The organism is Rhodococcus sp. P4_F5 (genome assembly GCF_056401315.1).
In genome coordinates, this window is sequence record NZ_JBFUJP010000005.1 from 96,047 (window position 1) to 115,186 (window position 19,140).

Consider the following 19,140-nt stretch of genomic DNA (forward strand, 5'->3'; position numbering starts at 1 on the left):
CCGGAGCCCGCCGATCGGACGGCCACGGGCCCTGGCCGCCGTCCGCCTCGGACCGCACACTGGGTGGATGGGTGCCTCGCCGCGCGACCGCTGGGTGCTGCACGTCGACCTCGACCAGTTCGTCGCCGCGGTCGAGGTGCTGCGCCACCCCGAGCTGCGCGGCCGGCCGGTGATCGTCGGCGGACGGGGTGACCCCACCGAGCGCGGCGTGGTCTCGACGGCGTCGTACGAGGCCCGCGAGTTCGGGATCGGGTCGGGGATGCCGCTGCGGGTCGCCGCCCGCCGGCTCGTCACCCGCGGCGTCACCGATGCCGTGTTCCTGCCCGTCGACGGCGAGGCGTACACGGCGGCGTCGGGGTCGGTGATGGACACCCTCCGCAAACTCGACGCGGTGGTCGAGGTGCTGGGCTGGGACGAGGCGTTTCTCGGCGTCGCCACCGCGGACCCGGTGGCGTTCGCCCGCGAAGCCCAGGCCGCGGTGCTCGCGGCGACGTCGCTGCACTGTTCGGTGGGCATCGGCGACAACAAGCTGCGCGCCAAGATCGCGACCGGTTTCGGCAAGCCCCGGGGGGTGTACCTGCTGACCGCGGACAACTGGTTCGAGGTAATGGGCGAGCGCAGCACGGACGCGCTGTGGGGCATCGGCGACAAGACGGCGAAGAAGCTTGCCGCCCTCGGCATCCACACCGTTCGCGAGCTGGCCGACGCCGCCGACGGCGAGCTGGCCGACGCGCTCGGCCCCACCATCGGGCCGTGGCTGCACCGGCTCGGCCGCGGGATCGGCGACGAGGTGGTCACCGCCGAGCCCTGGGTGGCCCGCGGCCACGGCCGGGAGACGACCTTTCAGCACAATCTCACCGACCCCGATCAGGTGACGGCCGAGGTGCGCTCGCTGGCCGGGCGGGTCACCGAGGACCTGCGGGCCGAGGGGCGAGCGGCGGTGCGGGTGACGCTGAAGGTCCGGTACGCGCCGTTCGACACGCACACCACCGGCCGCCCGCTGGCCGAGCCGACACTGGACCCGGCGGTGATTGCGGACGCCGCCGCCGCGCTGACCGAGCGGCTGGACCACGACCGCGAGGTCCGCCTGCTGGGCGTACGACTCGACATGACGCCGCCCGACGCACCCGGTTGAGCGGGCGTTGGTGGCAGCCGGGGAGCGGCCGTCAGTCGAGGCCGGGAACGGCGCCGGGCACGCGTTCGGGTGCGTCCTCGCCCGCGGGTGCGCCGTCGGGCCGGGCGCCGTCGTCGTCGATCAGGTGCTCGAAGGCCTTTAGGTTCGCCAGCGACTCCCCGCGGGAGACCCGCCACGCCCACTCGCGCCGGATCGAACCGGCGAACCCGAGCTCGAGCAGCAGGTTGAAGTCGCCGTCCGCGGCCTCGAGCACCTGACCGAGCACCCGGTCCAGCTCGTCGCCGGTGACGGCGTGCGTGGAGATCCGGCCGACCAGGTAGATGTCGCCGGCCCGGTCGATCGTGTAGTGCACGCCGTAGAGCCGGCGGTTGCGGCGCAGCAGGTACTTGTAGACGCCCTCGAAGTTCTCGTCGGGGTTGCGGCAGACGAACGCCTCGACCCGCACACCGTGGTTGCCGACGCTGAGCAGGCAGGCCGTCTTGAGCTTGCGCTCCCCCGGCAGTTCGACGACGAACTGGTTCTCGCCCTGCCGGGTGTAGTCCAGTTCCCGCTCGGCCAGGGCGGCCTCGATCAGGCTGACGGTCTCGTTCACGCGCGCACTCCCAGTCGTCGCAGCTTCCACAGTCCGCGGCCGCGGCGCGGCGCGAGGTCCGGCTGCGGGCGGTAGCCGGCGACCGCCCGCCGGTAGCTCTCCAGCAGCCCGTCCGCGGTGTGCTCCCAGGAGAAGTTCGCGGCGTGCAGCGGCGCCCGGCGCGCCATCTCCGTCAGCCGGCCCGGATCGGTGAGCAGCGACTGCAACGCGTCGGCCCAGTCGTCGGTGCGGTGCCCGGGCACCAGCAGTCCCGTCTCCCCGCCGCGGACCGCGACGCCGAGACCGCCGACGTCGGCCGCCACCACCGGGGTCCCGCAGGCCTGGGCCTCGAGAGCCACCAGACCGAAGGACTCCGAGTAGCTGGGCACCGCGACGAGGTCCGAGGCCCGGTAGACCTGCGCGAGCCGGTCGGGCGGCTGCGGCGGCAGGAACGTCACCCGTGGGGCGATGCCGAGCGTGGCCGCGAGCTCGATCAGCGAGTCGGGGCGGTCGAGCCCGGTGCCCGACGGCCCGCCGACCACCACCACCCGCACCGGCAGCCCCGGTTGACGGGCCATCAGCTCCGCGGCGGCGCGCAGCAGCACGTCGGGAGCCTTCAGCGGCTGGATCCGGCCGACGAAGGTGACGATCAACTCGTCCGGGTCCAGGCCGACCTCGGCGCGGGCCGCGGCGCGGTCGCCCGGCCGGTAGCGCGAGAGGTCGGCGCCGGGCGCCACCACGTCGATCCGGCCGGGGTCGGCGCCGTAGACCTCGACCAGCTTGTCGGCCTCGTCGGCGGTGTTGGTGATCAGCCGGTCGGCCTCCGCGACCACCTGCTGCTCGCCGATCTGCCGGGCGGCCGGTTCCGGGGTGTCGCCCTCGGCGAGCGCCGCGTTCTTGACCGCGGCCAGGGTGTGCGCGGTGTGCACCAGCGGCACGCCCCACCGGTCGCGGGCGAGCCAGCCCACCTGCCCGGAGAGCCAGTAGTGCGAGTGCACCAGGTCGTAGTAGCCCGGCGGGTGGTGCGCCTCCTCGCGCAGCACCCCGGCCGTGAACGCACACAGCTGCGTGGGCAGGTCGTGCTTGTCGAGGCCCTCGAACGGTCCGGCGACCACGTTGCGCACCAGGACGCCGGGCGCGGCCTCGACCACCGGGGCGTCCGCGGAGGACGTGGCCCGGGTGAAGATCTCCACCTCGACGCCGCGCTCGGCGAGTCGCAGGGCGCTCTGCAGGACGTAGACGTTCATCCCGCCCGCGTCCCCGGTCCCCGGTTGAGCCAATGGGGAGGTGTGGACCGAGAGAACGGCCACCCTCCTCAACCGATGGTTATGCGCTGGCGTCACGACCCCATCTTGCCCCCTGCGGGAGAGACGGCCGCACCCAGCACCGCCGACCAGCACGACTGCGCCCGCTGTCACAAACGCCGTGCGGCCGGTGTCCCAGGAGTGAGATCCACCCGAGACGAGAGGAATCGACATGAACAGGACATCGCGCGTGGTGGTTGTGGGGGCCGGCTACGCGGGGGTGATGGCGGCCAACCGGATCCAGGCGGCCGGGCGCACCGACGTGGAGGTCACGGTCGTGAACCCGCGGCCGGACTTCGTCGAGCGGGTCCGTCTGCACCAGCACGCCACCGGCAGCGGCGGCGCCACCGTCCCGCTCGCCGAGGTGCTGCACGCCGGCGTCCGGCTGCGTGTCGGGACGGTCGACCGGATCGGCGACCGGGGGCTGGCCCTCGCCGACGGCGGCACTCTCGACTTCGACTACCTCGTCTACGCGGTGGGCAGCCGAACCGACCGCGGCGAGACCGGCGCCGAGCACGCGTACGCGGTCGGCGACCTCGAGGACGCCGAGCGGCTGCGGGTGCGGCTGCGTGAGCTGGAACCGGGTTCGACGGTGGTGATCGTCGGCGGCGGGCTGACCGGCATCGAGACGGCCGCGGAGATCGCCGAGCAGCGCACGGACCTGCGGGTGCACCTGGTTTCCGCGGGCCCCGTGGCGGAGGGTCTAGCGCCGGGCGGTCGCCGCGCGGTGGCGCGCGCCCTCCACCGACTCGGGGTGCAGGTGCGCGAGGGCACACGGGTGCAACGGGTCGAGGCCGGTCGCGTCGTCCTCGACGACGCGACCGAACTGGCCGCCGGCGCCACGGTGTGGGCGGGTGCCTTCTCGGTCCCGGACCTGGCCCGGCGAAGCGGGTTGCCGGTCGACGCGAGCGGACGCCTGCGCACCGACGAAGTGCTGGCGTGTCTCGGCCGCCCGGAGATCGTCGGGGTCGGCGACGCCGTCGCGCCGCCCGATCGGGTGGCCGGGCACATCCGGATGAGCTGCCAGGCCGCGCTGCCGATGGGCGCGCACGGCGCCGACACCGTGCTTGCACGACTCGACGGAAACCGCCCCGAACCGCTTTCGATGGGCTTCCTGCTGCAGTGCGTCAGCCTCGGCCGAGGGGCCGGGGTCGTGCAGTTCGTCCGCAAGGACGACAGCCCGCGCGGCCTCGCACTGCGCGGACGGACCGGCGCGTTCGTCAAGGAGCAGATCTGCCGGTACACCGTCAGGTGGGTGCGCGACAAGGCCGGCTCGTACGGTTGGCAGCGGGGGCCGCAGCCGGCCCGGGAGGAGCAGAAGGTGTCAGCATGAATACCGCCGAGGAGTTCAACGAGTACCGCCCGCTGCTGTTCACCGTCGCCTACGAGATCCTCGGCAGCGCGGCCGACGCCGAGGATGTGTTGCAGGACAGCTACATCCGATGGTCGGAGGTGGATCGGGCCGGCATCGACAACCCGCGCGCCTATCTCGCGCAGATCGTCACCCGGCAGGCGCTGAACCAGCTGCGGTCGGCCCAGCGCAGGCGCGAGGACTACGTGGGGAGCTGGCTGCCGGAACCGATCCGCACGGAACCCGACGCGTCCGAGGACACGCTCCTCGCCGAATCGGTGTCAATGGCGATGCTGCTGGTCCTCGAGACGCTCAGCCCCGACGAACGCGCGGTGTTCGTGCTGCGGGAGGTGTTCGGGTTCAGCCATCGCGAGGTGGCCGAGGCGGTCGGCAGATCGGAGGCGGCGGTGCGGCAGACCTCGCATCGCGCCCGGTCCCATGTCCAGTCCAGGCGCAAGCGGTTCGAGCCGAGTTCCGCGGCGGCGCAGGAGGTGGCCGGGCAGTTCCTCAGCGCCGCGGTCACCGGCGACATCCAGGCCCTGATGGACCTGATGGCGCCCGACGTCGTCGAGATCTCGGACGGCGGCGGGAAGATCAGCGCGGCGCGCAGGCCCGTGGTGGGCCGCGAGCGGGTGGCCCGGTTCATGGCCGGTCTCGCCCGCAGCGCCCCCGCCGACCTCAGGTTCGAGGTGGGGGTGTTCAACGCCCTGCCGTCGGTCCTGCTCTACTCGGGCGAGCACCTGGACACCGTGGCCATGTTCGAGGTCACCGACGCCCTGGTCTCCGGGATCTACCTGGTGCGCAACCCCGACAAGCTGGCGACCGTGGCGCAGGCACGGCCCCTGACCCGCTGAGGACCGCCCGGGCGAACATCCGCACCCGGGTTGTACGCGTCGCACCGGCAATTGCGGGTGCGACGCGTGCGCCCGGGGTGCGGATCAGCCCAACGCGTCGACGAACGCGCCGACCTCGGAGACGAACCGCTCCGGGTCCTCGACGAAGGGGCCGTGGTTGCAGCCCTCCCAGAACGACGCGGTGGCACGGGGCAGCAGGTCGACGGCGTGGCGCGCCGCGGACACGTCGACCACCGTGTCCGAGGTGCCGTGCAGGACCAGTACCGGCAGGTCCAGCCCGGCCAGCAGTTCGTCGTGACCGACCGCGCGGTCGAACAGGGCGGCCCGCACCCGCGGCCGGGTGGACAGGCTCGCGCCGAACAGGGCCTGCGACTGCGCGCCCTTGCCGTCGGCCTGGCCGGTCAGCGCGGTGCCGAAGCTGCCGAGCGCGCGGATGGCCTCGCCCGCCTCCTCCGACATCGCCGCGGGGATGGCCTCGCGCATCGCCGACCCGACGCGTCCGCCCTTCTGACCGGGACCGATGCTGGTGATCGCGCCGACCAGGACCAGCCCCGCCACCGCGTCGACACCGCACTCGGCGAGGTAGTCGCAGATCACCAGCCCGCCGTACGACCAGCCGAGCAGGACCGCGCCGGAGTCCACCGACTCGGCGGCGAGCACGGCGGCGACGTCGCCTGCCCAGACCTTCGAGTCGTCGTAGCCTGTCTCGGGCGCGCCCGAGTAGCCGTGACCGCGCAGGTCGACGGCGATCACCCGGTAACGCTGGGCGAGGGCGTCGAGGACCCTGTCGCCCCAGCAGTCCAGGGACTGCGCCCAGCCGTGCAGCAGCACGAGCGGGCGGGCGTCCTCGGATCCGGTGACGCGGTAGACGATGGACGTGCCGTCGATGCCGGCTGCCTCTCGGATGCTCATGCGTTGCACACTACGAGTGTCGGCGGGCAGACCCGGCACGCGGCACGCGCATGGGGCAGATTCGTCGCAAATCGGACACCGGGCTCGGCCCGTCGATGCGGCGTCTGGAGACGCGGCGTCGTCCCTCGTCAAGACGTCACAGGTAGGGCTTGGTCAGCAACTCCAGGAAATGGCCGGCGGGGTCGAGCGTGTAGAGCCGCTGGCCGCCGTCCTCGTCGCTGATCTCGTTGGCCCTGGTGCGCTGGGGGTCCGCCCAGTAGTCCCGATCAGCGTCCACCAGCCACTCTCGCGCCTCGGCGAAATGCCGGTCGGTCACGAGGAACGCGTAGTGCTGCGGCGGGAAGTCGATCGGCGGTTCGGCGAACTGAAGCAGCACGCCGTCGGCGATGGTCAGATTCGTGAACACTCCCCAGGAGGGCGCGTCCGCGGCCTCGAGCAGGTGCTTGTAGTAGGCGGCCGATTCGGAAGCGTTCCTGGCCGCGATGATCGTGTGGTTGAAGCGTGCAGGCATGGGGTCTCCAAAGTAGTGAGCAGTGGACGGAGGGAATTCCACGCGCTTCGGAGGTGCCCGGGATCGGCGCTGCTGCGCCGATTGCGCCGTCAGGGATCGACCGGTTCGCCCGTCTGTGTACGGCTCGAAGCCTGACCGGTCATCACGAGTGAACGATAGCCCGGCGCGGCCTCAGTGTGAAGAGGTGGCGGGCAAGGTGATTCGGGCACGTTCGGCAGCGTGGAACTCAGCCGAGCACCGCGACGATCTCGTCCACGTCGGCGTGCACCGCGCCGATCCGCCCGGCCTCCTCGAGGTGCCGGTCGTCGACGCCGGAGACAGCGTCGGCGGCGATCAGCACCCGCAGGTCGCGCTCGCTCGCCCCGAAGATCGTCGCGCGCGGACAGTTCGGGTAGTTGCAGCCGGCGACCACCACCGTGTCGACGCCGAGCCCGGCGAGATGCTCCTCGAGGCGGGTCCGGTGGAAGGCGCTCCACCGCGGCTTGAACAGGACGGACTCGGTCGGCGAAACCATCTGCAGACCGCCGGCGAGGAGCAGTGCGGGATCCAGGTCCGGCACCGTCAACTCCGGCACCACCTGTGACCCCGCCGTGCCTGGTCGGGCGAATCCCGCACCCACCGCCAGCGCGGTGCGCCGGACCAGGTCCACGTCCCCGCCCGCGTACAGCCGCACCACGTGGACGATCGGGCGCGACGCGGCGCGGTAGGCCGTCACCAGCCGGGCGATCGCGGGCACGACCGCGGTGGTCCCGCCGATCGGACTCGCCCCGCCGTCGACGAAGTCACGCTGGGTGTCGATCACCAGCAACGCCGACCGGTCAAGATGCGGGGCTGTCCAGCGGTCGAGGTCTCGCGTCAGGCGACTCACGGCATCGAGCGTATTACCCGGGGTTGCAATCCGCGCCGGTCTAGCATCGAATCATGGACCTGCAAGAGATCTTGGCGACCATGCCGTTTGCGGCGAAATCCGGAGTCGAACTGGTGTCGGCGAACGCCGCCGAGGTGGTCGGCCGACTCGCCTGGAGCGAGGACGTCACCACGACGGATCGAATCATGCACGGCGGCGCCCTCACCACCCTCGCCGACACGGTCGGCGCCGTCTCCGCATACCTCAACATTCCGTCGGGGGCGTCCCGGGTGACGACGGCGTCCAACGCCGTGTTCGCACGCCAGGTGCGCCGCGGCGTCGTGACCGGCACCGCGCGACCGCTGCACGTCGGCCGCAAGACCGTGCTGGTGTCGATCGACATCATGGACGAGGAAGGCCGGCTGGTCTCGCAGGTGACCCAGTCGCACGCCGTCCTCGGCGAACTGGGGCCGTAGATTCCCTTACGTCGCGTGTAACAGGCTGTGCCACATCGACATCCGACGTAGCCTGCGACCATGACACCCGACGAACTGCTCGCCACCATGCCCTTCGCGCTGCACACCGGCGTCACGCTGACCGCGGCCACGCCCGCCGAGACGGTCGGCACGCTCGACTGGAGCGAGCACCGGACCACCGCGGGGCCCGGCATGCACGGCGGCGCGCTGATGACCCTCGCGGACACCGTCGGCGCCGTCTGCGCCTTCCTCAACCTCCCGGCGGGCGCCGCCACCTCCACGACCAGTTCGAACACCGTCTTCACCCGCGGCGTCCGCAAGGGCGCCGTCACCGCCACCGCCCGCCCGCTGCACGTGGGCCGCAGCACGGTCGCGATCGTCATCGAGGTCCGTGACGACGAGGACCGACTGGTCGCCCAGGTCACCCAGTCGCAGGCCGTCCTCGCCGGTTCCCCGATGTCACAGTGAGTGCCTCGGGGATACCCGATGTGACATCGGGGAACTGACCGGCGGGGGTCGGTTCGCGCTCGATGCCCTGCCGATCGCCGCGCCGCGGGCTACCGTGGGGCGATGTCGCGTCTGCTCGACCGATACCGCGCCACCGGCGCCGACCTGCCCTTCGGAGACCTCCTCCCCGCACACGGCGTCGCCATGGAGGGCTACTTCTGGCGGTTCACTCTCCCCGAGTCCGGCCGGGTGGTGATCGCCCTGTGCGGGGTCAACCGCGCGGCCGACGGCGGGTGGGCCACCCTCGGGCTGGCCGGCCATCCGAACCGCTTCCTGCGCACCGCCGCCCACCCCACCGGGTGGGCCGATCCGCACCGTCTCGGCGCGCATGCGGGCGAGAAGTTCCACGGCGAGCGCGGCGGCCTGCGGGTGGACCTCGGGCCCGACGCCCGACTCGACGTGCGGATAACGAATCCGACGGCCTGGCCGCGCCGAGGGTTCGGTGGTTCCGGTGTCTTCCAGTCGGTTCCGGGTCTCAACCAGTACTGGCACCCCTGGTTGCTCGGCGGCCGGGCCGAGGGCCACGCCGTGCTGGACGGCGAGGAGTGGGACCTCGACGGAGCCCAGGTGTACGCCGAGAAGAACTGGGGCCGAGGCGGATTCCCGGAATCGTGGTGGTGGGGCCAGGCGCAGGGTTTCGCCGAACCCGAGGCCTGCGTGGCGTTCGCGGGCGGGCAGGTGACCGCCGGACCGCTGCGCACCGAGGTCACCGCCGTGGTGGTGCGCCTGCCGGACGGCCGGCTGCTGCGGCTCGTCCACCCGGCACTCTCGCCGGTCCGCGCCGCCGTCACCGACGAGCACTGGATCCTGCGAGGGCGCAGTCCGAACTGGAGCGTGGACATCGAGGGCCACGGCCCCGTCGGCGACGCGCACGTGCTGCCGGTGCCGCTGCCCACCGAGCGTCGCAACATCGCGGGCGCGATCGAGCACCTGGGCGCCCGGATGCGCGTCACGGTGCGCCGACGCGGCCGGGAGGTCTGGTCGGGACAGTCCACGCTCGCCGCGCTCGAGCACGGCGGCCTCGGCCTGGCGAGGGCCGAGACCGACCGGCGGGGCGGGGCGCCGGACGCGACCGACGCCGCTCCCCTGCCGCCCCGGCCGCGGTGACCTGTTTCTCGGCAGCGCACAACAGCCCAGTGAACCGCGGCTCACCGAACCACGAAACCCCCGCCCCACGACCGTTGAATCTGCATACACTCGCGCCATGGAGCGCCAGACACGTCAGCTTCGCTACTTCGTTGCGGTGGCCGAGGAATTGAGCTTCACCCGAGCCGCCCAGCGGCTACACATCGCGCAGCAGGCGCTGAGCGCGCAGATCAAGCAGCTGGAGCAGGCCCTCGGTGTGGTGCTGCTGACCCGGACCACGCGCAGCGTGGCCCTGACCGCGGCCGGAGCCGCCTTCCTCGAGGATGCCAGCGCGTTGCTGACGGCCTTCGACGACGCGACCGAGCGCGTCCGGTCGATGCAGCGCAGCGAACGCGAGCGGCTGGTGCTGGGATTCCTCGAGGGCGCGGCCCTGATGCTGACCGAGCCGATCCTGTCGGCCTTCAGCGATCGTCACCCCGGCGTGACGGTGGAGATGCGCCAGTTCAACTACGACGATCCGTCGGCCGGACTGACCGACCGATCGGTGGACGTGGCGTTCGTCCGGCGACCACTCACGACGGACGGCGTCGAGTTCGAGCCGCTGTTCACCGAGCCCCGAGTGGTGATGCTCCGCGCGGACCATCCGCTCGCCGACCGGGTCTCGGTCGGCGTGGCCGAGCTGATCGACGAGCCGATACTCGGGGCGGCGTGCACCGACCCGACGTGGAATGCGTACTGGGAACTCGACGCCCATCGCGACGGAGTGCCGGCACGGGTGGCATCCCGGTCGACCACGGTGCTCGAGGAGTACCAGAAGGTGGCGGCCGGCGTCGGCATCGTGGTGACGGCCGCGTGTGCCCGCTGGATCCCCTATCCGGGAGTGAAACTGGTGCCGATCTCCCACGACGCACCGAACGAGGTCGCGGTGGCGTGGCAGCGCACCAACGACTCCGCGTTGGTCCGCTCGTTCCTCGACATCGCCCGGCACGTGCGCGATTCGCGACCCGACCTGGTTGCGACACTGCAGGAACCGGACCTCGACGACCGCGCGGTGYCCACCCGAATCCCCCAGTGACAACGGAAGCTTGTCAATCGGTCCGGAACAAAGTGTTTCTGTTCCGATTCGCCCGCGCCTAGGCTTCCTGGGTCCGGAAATGAAACCTGACCTGGGCGCGGCCCACCGGGGCACGCTCAGCCCGAATTCGAATTACGGAAACCTGCGACCACCTGGCCATATGCCCCATGCATCCGATCCGGTTCGAACGTCGGGTGAATTCCGGGCGAATGCCACCCGAATGCCATTTTCGTCAAATACGCTGCGGCACTGACGGCGTCCGTCCGGCAGGGCGCCGGGATTTCCAATTTCGCGTCCGAGAAGCGGAGTGTGCGTGATAGGACTGACCCACACAACGGAATCACTCCTCCCCGCGAGCCATTTCTCCCAAAACAGATGCCAGGAGAAATACGGCCGCGCTGTCCGCCGTCGTCTCGATCCCCGGCACCATCGGGGGCCGTCCTCGGCGGCGAAATCTCTGCAGCCCCCAGCTGATTGGTCCGGGCTGGTGCACAGACGGCGTGCATCCGCCCGGCTCTGTTCGGTCGTGGTTTGTCGCCGCGCCACAGGCGTCGGGTGACAGGTTCGAACGCTGACAGGGGATCCGACCCTGTCACGCGGCGAGTACGCGGTCGGCACTCCGGCGTGACCGCAACAGCGAACAGTTAGGAACACATGTCTTCGAACACAGTCCGCCGCATCGCCGCTCTCGCGGCGGTGTCCGCTCTCCCCGCAGCCCTGCTCGTGGCCGGTGTCGGAGCCGGCGTCGCGAACGCCGCCCCCTGCGAACAGTCCAGCCACACCACCAAGAACGACGCCAGCACCGTGTGGGTGACCCACACCTACGACAAGAGCGTCACGGTGGCCGAGGCCGCCGCCGGGACCAACGTCACCTACAAGATCGTGGTCGGTACCACCGGCATCGGTAACCCGTACGTAAACACCTTCCGCGACTACGCCCCCGCCGGCTTCGGCGCCCCCGTGTCCACGAAGGTCACCGCCTACCACTTCGGTCAGGGACAGGTCACCGAGGAAGTCCAGGCCGTACCGAACGGCGACGGCGCCTGGCGCGTGAGCGGCACCGGCTGGTTCGTCAACTCCGGCAACAGTGTGACCGCCGAGTTCACCTACAAGGTCCCGGACGGCGCCGCGCCCGGCGTGACCATCACCAGCGGCGGCATCGACATCAGCGGCACCGTCGGCGTCGGGGCCTACCGCCCGAATCTCACCGCGTGCTTCACCGTGCGGGGCCAGAACCCGGGCGAGGCCGCCCTCGGCAGCCTCGACGACAACGGGCTCGGCTCTGCCGAGGGCCAGATGAGCTCCACCGGCTCGGTCAGCGACGTCCTCGGCGACACCATCACCCGAGTCCTCCAGAACGGCAGCTAGACCCAGCGCCCGGCCGCCGACACCGGCGGCCGGACCCGTGGGCTCGGCGTCGCGGCCGCCGCGACGCCGAGCACACGGCCACCAACCCAGAGCTGCGACCTCGATGCCGACGGTCGCACTTTCCGCGACTGAARGACCACCATGGCAAAACGAGCAACCACACGTGGCGTCGCCGCCACCGCGGCCACCGCACTCGCGGCCGGAGCACTCGCCCTCCTCAGCACCGGCACCGCCGGCGCCGCCACCGCCTCGATCACCTGGGACGACTACTACTCCCACTTCACCCGCACCGTCAGCAACTCCACCCCGGCGGCGGACGAGGTCATCACGATCACCACGAAGTTCGAACGAACCAACGGCACCGAGGAACACCTCCTCAACATCAAGGACCGGCACCCGGCCTGCCTGACCTACGTCCCCGGCTCGGCCAAGATGAACAACACCCCGCTCAACCCGCAGGTCGACGACGGCTCGATCAACGGCCGCGATCCGCTCGTCAGCGTCGACTTCGGTCCCAACGACTGGATCGTCAAGAACCAGCCCGGCTTCTCCCCGATCTTCAGCGTCAGCTACAAGGTCGGCGCCGACTGCACCCGTGGCGCCGCCCTCGCCACCGGCATGGACTACAACGGATCACTCGGCTTCGGCGGCTACTACACCCAGGGCCCTGCCGTCACGGTCAGCTACCTCGGTGGTGGCGCCGGCGCCGGCGGCAGCATCGGCTCCCTCTTCGGCTCCAGCTAGTAGTCACCGCACGGTGAAGGGCCGGTTCCCCGGGTAACCGGCCGGGGGCAGGCCCTTCCAGTGCTCGACGTCTGACCGCCGCGACCGCCGCGGCACGACCACCAACCCGAAGCTGCGACCGCGATGTCGACGGTCGCACTTGCAGCGACCGAAGGAACACCATGACACGACGAGCAACCACCCGCGGCGTCGCAGCGGGCGCGGCCACCGCACTCGCGGTCGGAGCACTCGCCCTCCTCGGCACCGGCGTTGCCGGCGCCGCCCCCGCCACGATCACCTGGGACGACTACTACTCCCACTTCACCCGCACCGTCAGCAACTCCACTCCCGCGGTGGGCGAAACCATCACGATCACCACGAAATTCGAGCGGACCAACGGCACCGAGGAACACCTCTACAACATCAAGGACCGGCATCCGGCCTGCCTGACCTACGTCCCCGGCTCGGCCAAGATGAACGCCACCGTGCTCTTCCCGCAGGTCGACGACGGCTCGGACCCGAGCCGCGACCCTCTCGTCAGCGCCGACTTCGGCCCCAACGACTGGATCGTCAAGAACCAGGCCGCGTTCAATCCCGTCCTGAGCATCAGCTACAAGGTCGGCGCCGACTGCGCCCAGGGTGCGGCCCTCGCCACCGGCATGGACTACAACGGATCACTCGGCTTCGGCGGCTACTACACCCAGGGCCCCGCCGTCACGGTCGCCAAGACCACCTCCACCACGACCCTGGCCCCGATCACCGGTGCCGCCATCGGCAAGACCACCACCCTGACGGCGAACGTCACCCCCGCCAACGCGGGCGGCACCGTCACCTTCAAGGACGGGGCCGATGTCGTAGGCACGGCCCCCGTCGGCGCCGACGGCACCGCCACCGCCCAGTGGTCCCCGGCCACCGTGGGCACTCGGACCATCATCGCCGACTACTCCGGCACCGCCACCGTCACCGCATCGTCCAACCAGGCGTCGATCACCGTCGCACCTGAAGGCGCCGGTGGCGGCGGCAACGAGGGCGCCGGCAGCCTCGGCTCCCTCTTCGGCTCCAGCTAGTAGCCACCCCACGACGAGGGCCTGTCCCGGCCGATGCGGCCGGGGACAGGCCCCCGCGATCGAACCTCCCGGCGCCGCGCCCGCGCGGCGCCGACCCCGGTCACACGCAACCTCTGCGGCGACACCCACGGCCGCACCGTTCACAAGGGAGACACCGATGACACAACGAGCAACCACACGCGGCGTCGCCGCCACCGCGGCCACCACACTCGCGGTCGGAGCACTCGCATTCCTGGGCGCCGGCATTGCCGGCGCCGCCCCCGGCTCGATCACCTGGGACGACGGCAGCTCCCGGTTCACCCGGACCGTCAGCAACACCGCCCCCGCGGTCGGCGACACGATCACCGTGACGACGAAGTTCGACCGGACCAGCTGGGTCGACGAGTTCATCTACAACGTCAAGGACCGCCACCCCTCCTGCCTGACCTACGTCCCGGGCTCGGCCAAGATGGGCGGCTCCCCGACCAACACCGACGAGGTCAAGGCCGACGAGGGCAACGGGACCGGCTACGTCCGCGCCTCCTGGGGCGTCACCTCCTGGGTGGTCCAGAATCGCCCGGGATTCCACGCTTCACCCGAGTTCAGCGTCAGCTACAAGGTCGGCCAGAACTGCGCCCGTGACACCGCCCTGGCCACCGGCATGGACTACGGCGGATCGCTCGGCAGCGGCGGCTACGGCACCAAGGGTCCGTCGATCAACATGGCCAAGACCGGCACCACCACCACCCTGGCCGACGTCACCGGCGCCCGCGTCGGCGTGCCGAGCACCCTGACCGCCACCGTCACCGGCGGCGCGCCGGGCGACACCGTCGAATTCCTCGACGCCGCAACCCCGATCGGCCAGGCCACCCTTGACGCCGGCGGGACCGCGACCCTCGCCTGGACCCCCACCATCCGAGGCAGTCACGCCCTCTCCGCGCAGTTCGCCGGGACCGCATTCGCCACCACGTCCCAGTCTGCGGTGATCACCGTGCAGGTCGCCGAACAGAACGGCGCCTCGACGATCGCACTGGCACCGGTCACCGATGCTCAGGTCGGCCGCGCCTCCACCGTCACCGCCACGGTCAACCCGGCCGCGGCCGGTGGCACCGTCGAACTCCGTGACGGCGCCGTCTCACTGGCGACGCTGCCGGTCGGCAACGACGGGAAGGTCACCTACCAGTGGGTGCCCGCCACGGCCGGCGCGCACACGCTCACCGCCACCTTCTCCGGCCGTGAGGGCGTCATCGGGTCGACCACCACCGGACAGGTGACCGTGGCCGAGGCACCCGCCTCGAGCACCGACTCGACCACCACGCTCAGTCCTGTCGGCGGCGCCACCGTCGGCAAGGCGACCGCCCTGACGGCGAAGGTCAACCCCGCCGACGCCGGCGGCACCGTCACCTTCAAGGACGGCAACACCGTCGTCGGCACCGCGCAGGTCGGAGCCGACGGCACCGCCACCACCGAGTGGACCCCGGCGGCGGCGGGCCAGATCACCGTCACCGCCGAGTACTCGGGCAACGGCACCGTCAACGCATCCTCCGACCGGGAATCGGTGATCGTCGCGCCCGCCGACGGCGACGGCGGATCGGGCAGCCTGGGCGGAAGCGGCAGCCTCGGCTCGCTCTTCGGCTCCTGACAACCGACGCACCGTGAGGGGTCTGTCCCCGGCCACAGCGGCCGGGGACAGACCCCTCCGGCACTCGAATCCACTTTCGTTCGGCGCGGCGCGGCCGCCGCGCGTCAGCCGACCGCGGACAGCTCCGTGATCACCGGTCCGGGTTCGCGTCGGTGCCGTTGCCCGACGGGGTCCGGGATCGGTACCGCGGCGAGCAGCGCGCGCGTGTAATCGGCGCGCGGGTCCCCGAACACCGCTGCGGTGGAACCGGTCTCGACTAGCTCCCCGCCCCGTAGCACCGCCACCCGGTCTGCGACCTGGTGCACCACCGCCAGGTCGTGGCTGATGAACAGGCACGCGAAGCGGTACTCCTCGCGCAGGTCCGCGAACAGTTCCAGCACCTCCGCCTGCACCGAGACGTCCAGCGCGCTGGTCGGCTCGTCCGCGACCAGCAGGCGCGGCGCCAGTGCCAGCGCCCGGGCCAGCGCCACCCGCTGCCGCTGACCACCGGAGAGTTCACCCGGCCGCCGCTCCGCAAACGAGCGCGGGAGTCGTACCGAGTCGAGCAGGTCCCCCACCCGGGACCGGAGCAGCGCCCCTGATGCGGCCCGGTGCACCCGCAGCGGTTCGCCCACGCTATCGCCGACCCTCCGGCGCGGGTCCAGCGACGCCGCCGGGTCCTGGTGGACCAGAGCGACCCCCTTACGCAGGCCGCGCAACTCCCGCCCCGAGACCGTGCCGAGGTCGACCCCGTCGAAGACCACGGACCCGGCGCTGGGCCGGACCACCCCGAGCGCGGTGCGGCCCAGCGTCGTCTTGCCGGACCCGGACTCGCCGACCAGCCCCAGCACCTCGCCCGCCGCGACGCCCAGCGTGATCCCGCGCAGCGCGGCAAACGCCGCGTTGCCGTGGCGGGCCGGGTACACCACGTCGAGCCCACGTACCGACAGGACCGGTTCGGCGGCAACGACATCCGGGCGGGCCGGGTCTCTGTCCGCGCCCGGGCCGATTTCGGGCAGCCGCGGCACCGCGGACAGCAACTGAGCGGTGTACCGGGCCCGCGGCGCGGCGAACAGTTCGAGCACCCCACGCTGCTCGACCAGGACGCCCCGGCGCAGCACCGCGACCCGGTCCGCGACGTCGGCCACCACCCCCATGTTGTGGGTGATCAGCAGGATCGCGGTTCCGTCGCGGTCGCGCAGCAGCCGCAGCAGGTCCAGGATCTCCGCCTGCACCGTCACGTCCAGCGCGGTGGTCGGCTCGTCCGCGATCAGCAGGTCCGGCTCGCCCGAGAGCGCGAGCGCGATCACCACCCGCTGCTTCTGCCCGCCGGAGAGCTGGTGCGGGTACCAGTCCACCCGGCGCTCGGGCTCCGGGATCTCGACCAGCCGCAGCAACTCCACCGCTCGGACCCTGGCGGCAACGCGGCCGATCCTGCCGTGCGCCCGGAACGCCTGCGCGAGCTGCCATCCCACCGTCTGCACCGGGTTCAACGCAGTTTGCGGCTCCTGGAACACCATGGCGGCCCGGGTGCCGCGAAGTCGGGCCAGCGTCTGCTCGTCGGCGCCCACCACCTCCTCGCCGCCGAGCCGGATCGAGCCGCGGGCGCGCGCCCCGTCGGGTAGCAGGCCCAGGACCGCCTTCGCGGTCATCGACTTGCCGGATCCGGATTCGCCGACGAGCGCGACGATCTCGCCGCGGGCCACGGTCAGGTCGAGGTCGGACACGACGTCCTGGGCGCGGGACTCGCCGGCGCCGAAACTGACGGAGAGCGTGTCGATCTCGAGAATCGGTTCGGTCATCTCTTCCTCTTCACGGTTGTCGGGACGGTCAGGACCGGCGGGCACGGCCGAGCGCCTGGGCGACGAGCAGGAAGCCGAGCACCAGCGCCGCGACCACCGCCAGCGGGCCGATCGCGAAGGCCGGGTTGGCATCCAGGTTCGGGACGGCGTCGGCGATGATCGACCCCAGCGACGGCTCCGGCGGCCGCACGCCGATGCCCACGAAACTCATGGCGCTCTCGACGAACACGGCGACCGACATGGACAGCGCGACCTGCACGCCGAGTGGCTCGAGCGCGTTCGGCAGCACGTGGGTGCGCAGCACCCACCACGGACCGGCACCGATCACCTGCGCCGATTCCACGTACGGCAGTTCCCGGATGGCCAGGACCTGCCCCCGGACCATCCGACCGAACATCGGGATCTCCGCCGCGACGATCACCAGGATCACCGTCGACGCCCCCGGCCCGACGATGGCCGCCAGCGCGATCGCCAGGATCAGCGCGGGGAACGCCAGCACCACGTCGAACACCCGCTGGGCGATCACGTCGGCCACCGGGTGCAGGCTCGACAGCAGGCCGGCCAGCGACCCGACCACCGCCCCGATCGGGACCGCGATCACGATGATCTCCAGGTTGATCCGGATGCCGTGCAGCACTCGGGAATACACGTCCCGGTTCACCTGGTCGGTGCCGAACCAGTGCTCGGCGCCGGGCCCCGACAGGTTCGCCCCCGGGATCTGGGCGGTGGGGTCGAAGGGCGCCAGCCACGGCGCCAGCAGGCCGGCGAGCAGCACGACCGCCAGCAGCGCCACCCCGACCAGGCCCTGACCGTGTGTCAGCGCCCGCAGCACCGGCCGACGCCGCGGCGGGCCMGGCTGCGCCGGCGTCCGGCTCGCGATCGCCGGGTCCTCGATCTCCAGGACCGACGCCACACCCGGCGCCCGCGTGCCCGTCCCCGTCGTGGCCGTCTCTCCCGTGCGCGGGGCGCTCATGCCGCTCCCCCGATCCGGATGCGCGGGTCGAGGTAGGCGTGCGCGACGTCGGTGAGCAGCTGGACGATCACGAACACCGACACCGAGATCAACAGCAGCACCTGCACCACCGGGTAGTCGCGGCGGCTGATGCCCTGCTCGATCAGCTGCCCGATCCCCGGCCACGCGAAGATCGCCTCCACCAGCACCGCGCCGCCGAGCAGCTGCCCGGCCTGCAGTCCCAGCGCGGTCAGCATCGAAGGCAGCGCATTGCGCAATGCACTGCGGCTCACCAGGTTCCACCGTGAGACGCCGAGGGCACGGGCGGTGAGCACGTACGGCTGCGCCATCTGGGTGCGCAGCGACTCGGTGAGGAACCGGGTCAGGGCCGCCGCCACCGGCAGGGCCAGGCACACGGCGGGCAGCAGCAGGTACTGCGCGGAGATGTCCGGCCGAGCCCAGAACCCGTCCGGCGGCACCCCGCCGGACGGCAGCACCGGCAGCAGCACCGAGAACACCAGCACCAGCAGGACACCGGTGACGAACGGCGGCAACGCGACCGCGAGCGTGTTCGCGCCGGCCACCAGCCCGGTCAGCCACCGCTTCGGCCAGACCACCACGGCCACGCTGAGCGCCACGCTCACCACCACCGCGAGCAGCAGTGCGGCGGACGCCAGCACCACGGTGTTGACCAGCCCGTCGGCGACCAGGTCGGAGATCTGGCCGCCGATCACGTACGACCGCCCGAGATCCAGGGTGGCCACTCCGGCGATCCAGCTCAGGTACTGCGCCGGCACCGATCGGTCCAGGCCGAGCGAATGCCTGATCGCGGCAATCGATTCCGCGCTCGCATCCGGTCCGGCCAGGCTGGTCGCCGGGTCCCCGGGGACCAGCCGCAGCACGAAGAAGATCAGCAGCGAGGCCAGGAACAGGACCACGGCCGCGGACGGCAGCCGGCGCGCGAGGTACTTCACCATCGCGGGACTCCTCTCGTTCTCA

At 71.7% G+C, this 19,140-nt stretch carries 19 protein-coding genes; 11 read left to right on the plus strand and 8 right to left on the minus strand.

Annotated elements, in window-relative coordinates; all coding sequences use genetic code 11:
• Positions 1-67 precede the first annotated feature (67 nt).
• Positions 68-1,135 (plus strand): DNA polymerase IV, encoded by a 1,068-nt coding sequence (locus AC1DU4_RS04780; RefSeq protein ID WP_477837920.1) that lies wholly within the window; start codon positions 68-70, stop codon positions 1,133-1,135.
• Positions 1,136-1,166: 31 nt separating this feature from the next.
• Here the strand turns inward: AC1DU4_RS04780 and AC1DU4_RS04785 are convergent, their stop codons facing one another.
• Together AC1DU4_RS04785 and mshA are read right to left on the minus strand one after the other, a co-directional pair.
• Positions 1,167-1,727 (minus strand): type III secretion system chaperone family protein, encoded by a 561-nt coding sequence (locus AC1DU4_RS04785; protein ID WP_477837921.1) that lies wholly within the window; start codon positions 1,725-1,727, stop codon positions 1,167-1,169.
• Entirely contained in the window at positions 1,724-3,049 is a 1,326-nt protein-coding gene (gene mshA, locus AC1DU4_RS04790) for a D-inositol-3-phosphate glycosyltransferase (protein ID WP_477837922.1), read from the minus strand. The genes AC1DU4_RS04785 and mshA overlap by 4 nt, the downstream gene beginning before the upstream one ends.
• 133 nt (positions 3,050-3,182) lie before the next feature.
• Between mshA and AC1DU4_RS04795 the strand changes: the two genes are divergently transcribed.
• Both AC1DU4_RS04795 and AC1DU4_RS04800 read left to right on the plus strand, forming a co-directional pair.
• Positions 3,183-4,343, plus strand: a complete 1,161-nt coding sequence (locus AC1DU4_RS04795; protein ID WP_477837923.1) for an NAD(P)/FAD-dependent oxidoreductase — start codon at positions 3,183-3,185, stop codon at positions 4,341-4,343.
• Positions 4,340-5,215, plus strand: a complete 876-nt coding sequence (locus AC1DU4_RS04800; RefSeq protein ID WP_477837924.1) for an RNA polymerase sigma-70 factor — start codon at positions 4,340-4,342, stop codon at positions 5,213-5,215. The genes AC1DU4_RS04795 and AC1DU4_RS04800 overlap by 4 nt, the downstream gene beginning before the upstream one ends.
• A gap of 84 nt (positions 5,216-5,299) precedes the next feature.
• On the opposite strand, the gene AC1DU4_RS04805 is transcribed toward AC1DU4_RS04800, so the two are convergent.
• From AC1DU4_RS04805 to AC1DU4_RS04815, 3 genes are all read right to left on the minus strand, one after another.
• Positions 5,300-6,127, minus strand: coding sequence for an alpha/beta fold hydrolase (locus AC1DU4_RS04805; protein ID WP_477837925.1), 828 nt, complete (start codon positions 6,125-6,127; stop codon positions 5,300-5,302).
• 136 nt (positions 6,128-6,263) lie between these two features.
• Positions 6,264-6,638: a VOC family protein gene (locus tag AC1DU4_RS04810; protein ID WP_477837926.1), complete on the minus strand. Its 375-nt coding sequence runs from the start codon at positions 6,636-6,638 to the stop codon at positions 6,264-6,266.
• Between the two features lie 226 nt (positions 6,639-6,864).
• On the minus strand, positions 6,865-7,506 hold the full coding sequence (locus AC1DU4_RS04815; RefSeq protein ID WP_477837927.1) for a cysteine hydrolase family protein: 642 nt from the start codon (positions 7,504-7,506) through the stop codon (positions 6,865-6,867).
• Positions 7,507-7,559: 53 nt separating this feature from the next.
• Between AC1DU4_RS04815 and AC1DU4_RS04820 the strand changes: the two genes are divergently transcribed.
• From AC1DU4_RS04820 to AC1DU4_RS04855, 8 genes are all read left to right on the plus strand, one after another.
• Positions 7,560-7,961 (plus strand): PaaI family thioesterase, encoded by a 402-nt coding sequence (locus tag AC1DU4_RS04820; RefSeq protein ID WP_477837928.1) that lies wholly within the window; start codon positions 7,560-7,562, stop codon positions 7,959-7,961.
• A 60-nt stretch (positions 7,962-8,021) separates the two neighbouring features.
• A complete protein-coding gene (locus AC1DU4_RS04825) occupies positions 8,022-8,429 on the plus strand; it encodes a PaaI family thioesterase (RefSeq protein ID WP_477837929.1) in 408 nt (135 codons plus the stop codon).
• Between the two features lie 102 nt (positions 8,430-8,531).
• Positions 8,532-9,575 (plus strand): tocopherol cyclase family protein, encoded by a 1,044-nt coding sequence (locus tag AC1DU4_RS04830; protein ID WP_477837930.1) that lies wholly within the window; start codon positions 8,532-8,534, stop codon positions 9,573-9,575.
• Positions 9,576-9,672: 97 nt separating this feature from the next.
• Positions 9,673-10,629 carry a LysR family transcriptional regulator gene (locus AC1DU4_RS04835; RefSeq protein ID WP_477837931.1) on the plus strand — a complete coding sequence of 319 codons (957 nt, stop codon included), beginning with the start codon at positions 9,673-9,675 and terminating at the stop codon, positions 10,627-10,629.
• A gap of 654 nt (positions 10,630-11,283) precedes the next feature.
• Complete coding sequence (locus AC1DU4_RS04840; protein WP_477837932.1) at positions 11,284-11,997, plus strand: hypothetical protein; 714 nt, start codon at positions 11,284-11,286, stop codon at positions 11,995-11,997.
• A gap of 141 nt (positions 11,998-12,138) precedes the next feature.
• Complete coding sequence (locus AC1DU4_RS04845) at positions 12,139-12,741, plus strand: hypothetical protein (RefSeq protein WP_477837933.1); 603 nt, start codon at positions 12,139-12,141, stop codon at positions 12,739-12,741.
• 161 nt (positions 12,742-12,902) lie between these two features.
• Positions 12,903-13,787, plus strand: coding sequence for an Ig-like domain-containing protein (locus AC1DU4_RS04850; RefSeq protein WP_477837934.1), 885 nt, complete (start codon positions 12,903-12,905; stop codon positions 13,785-13,787).
• A gap of 157 nt (positions 13,788-13,944) precedes the next feature.
• Complete coding sequence (locus tag AC1DU4_RS04855) at positions 13,945-15,408, plus strand: Ig-like domain-containing protein (RefSeq protein WP_477837935.1); 1,464 nt, start codon at positions 13,945-13,947, stop codon at positions 15,406-15,408.
• Positions 15,409-15,512: 104 nt separating this feature from the next.
• Here the strand turns inward: AC1DU4_RS04855 and AC1DU4_RS04860 are convergent, their stop codons facing one another.
• Genes AC1DU4_RS04860 through AC1DU4_RS04870 form a run of 3 tightly spaced genes read right to left on the minus strand, consistent with a single transcriptional unit; the run spans position 15,513 to position 19,118 of the window.
• Complete coding sequence (locus tag AC1DU4_RS04860) at positions 15,513-17,189, minus strand: dipeptide ABC transporter ATP-binding protein (protein WP_477837936.1); 1,677 nt, start codon at positions 17,187-17,189, stop codon at positions 15,513-15,515.
• Between the two features lie 28 nt (positions 17,190-17,217).
• Positions 17,218-18,162: an ABC transporter permease gene (locus AC1DU4_RS04865; protein WP_477837937.1), complete on the minus strand. Its 945-nt coding sequence runs from the start codon at positions 18,160-18,162 to the stop codon at positions 17,218-17,220.
• The gene (locus AC1DU4_RS04870) at positions 18,159-19,118 is read right to left on the minus strand and encodes an ABC transporter permease (RefSeq protein WP_477837938.1); all 960 of its coding nucleotides are present in this window, start codon (positions 19,116-19,118) and stop codon (positions 18,159-18,161) included. The genes AC1DU4_RS04865 and AC1DU4_RS04870 overlap by 4 nt, the downstream gene beginning before the upstream one ends.
• Positions 19,119-19,140 lie beyond the last annotated feature (22 nt).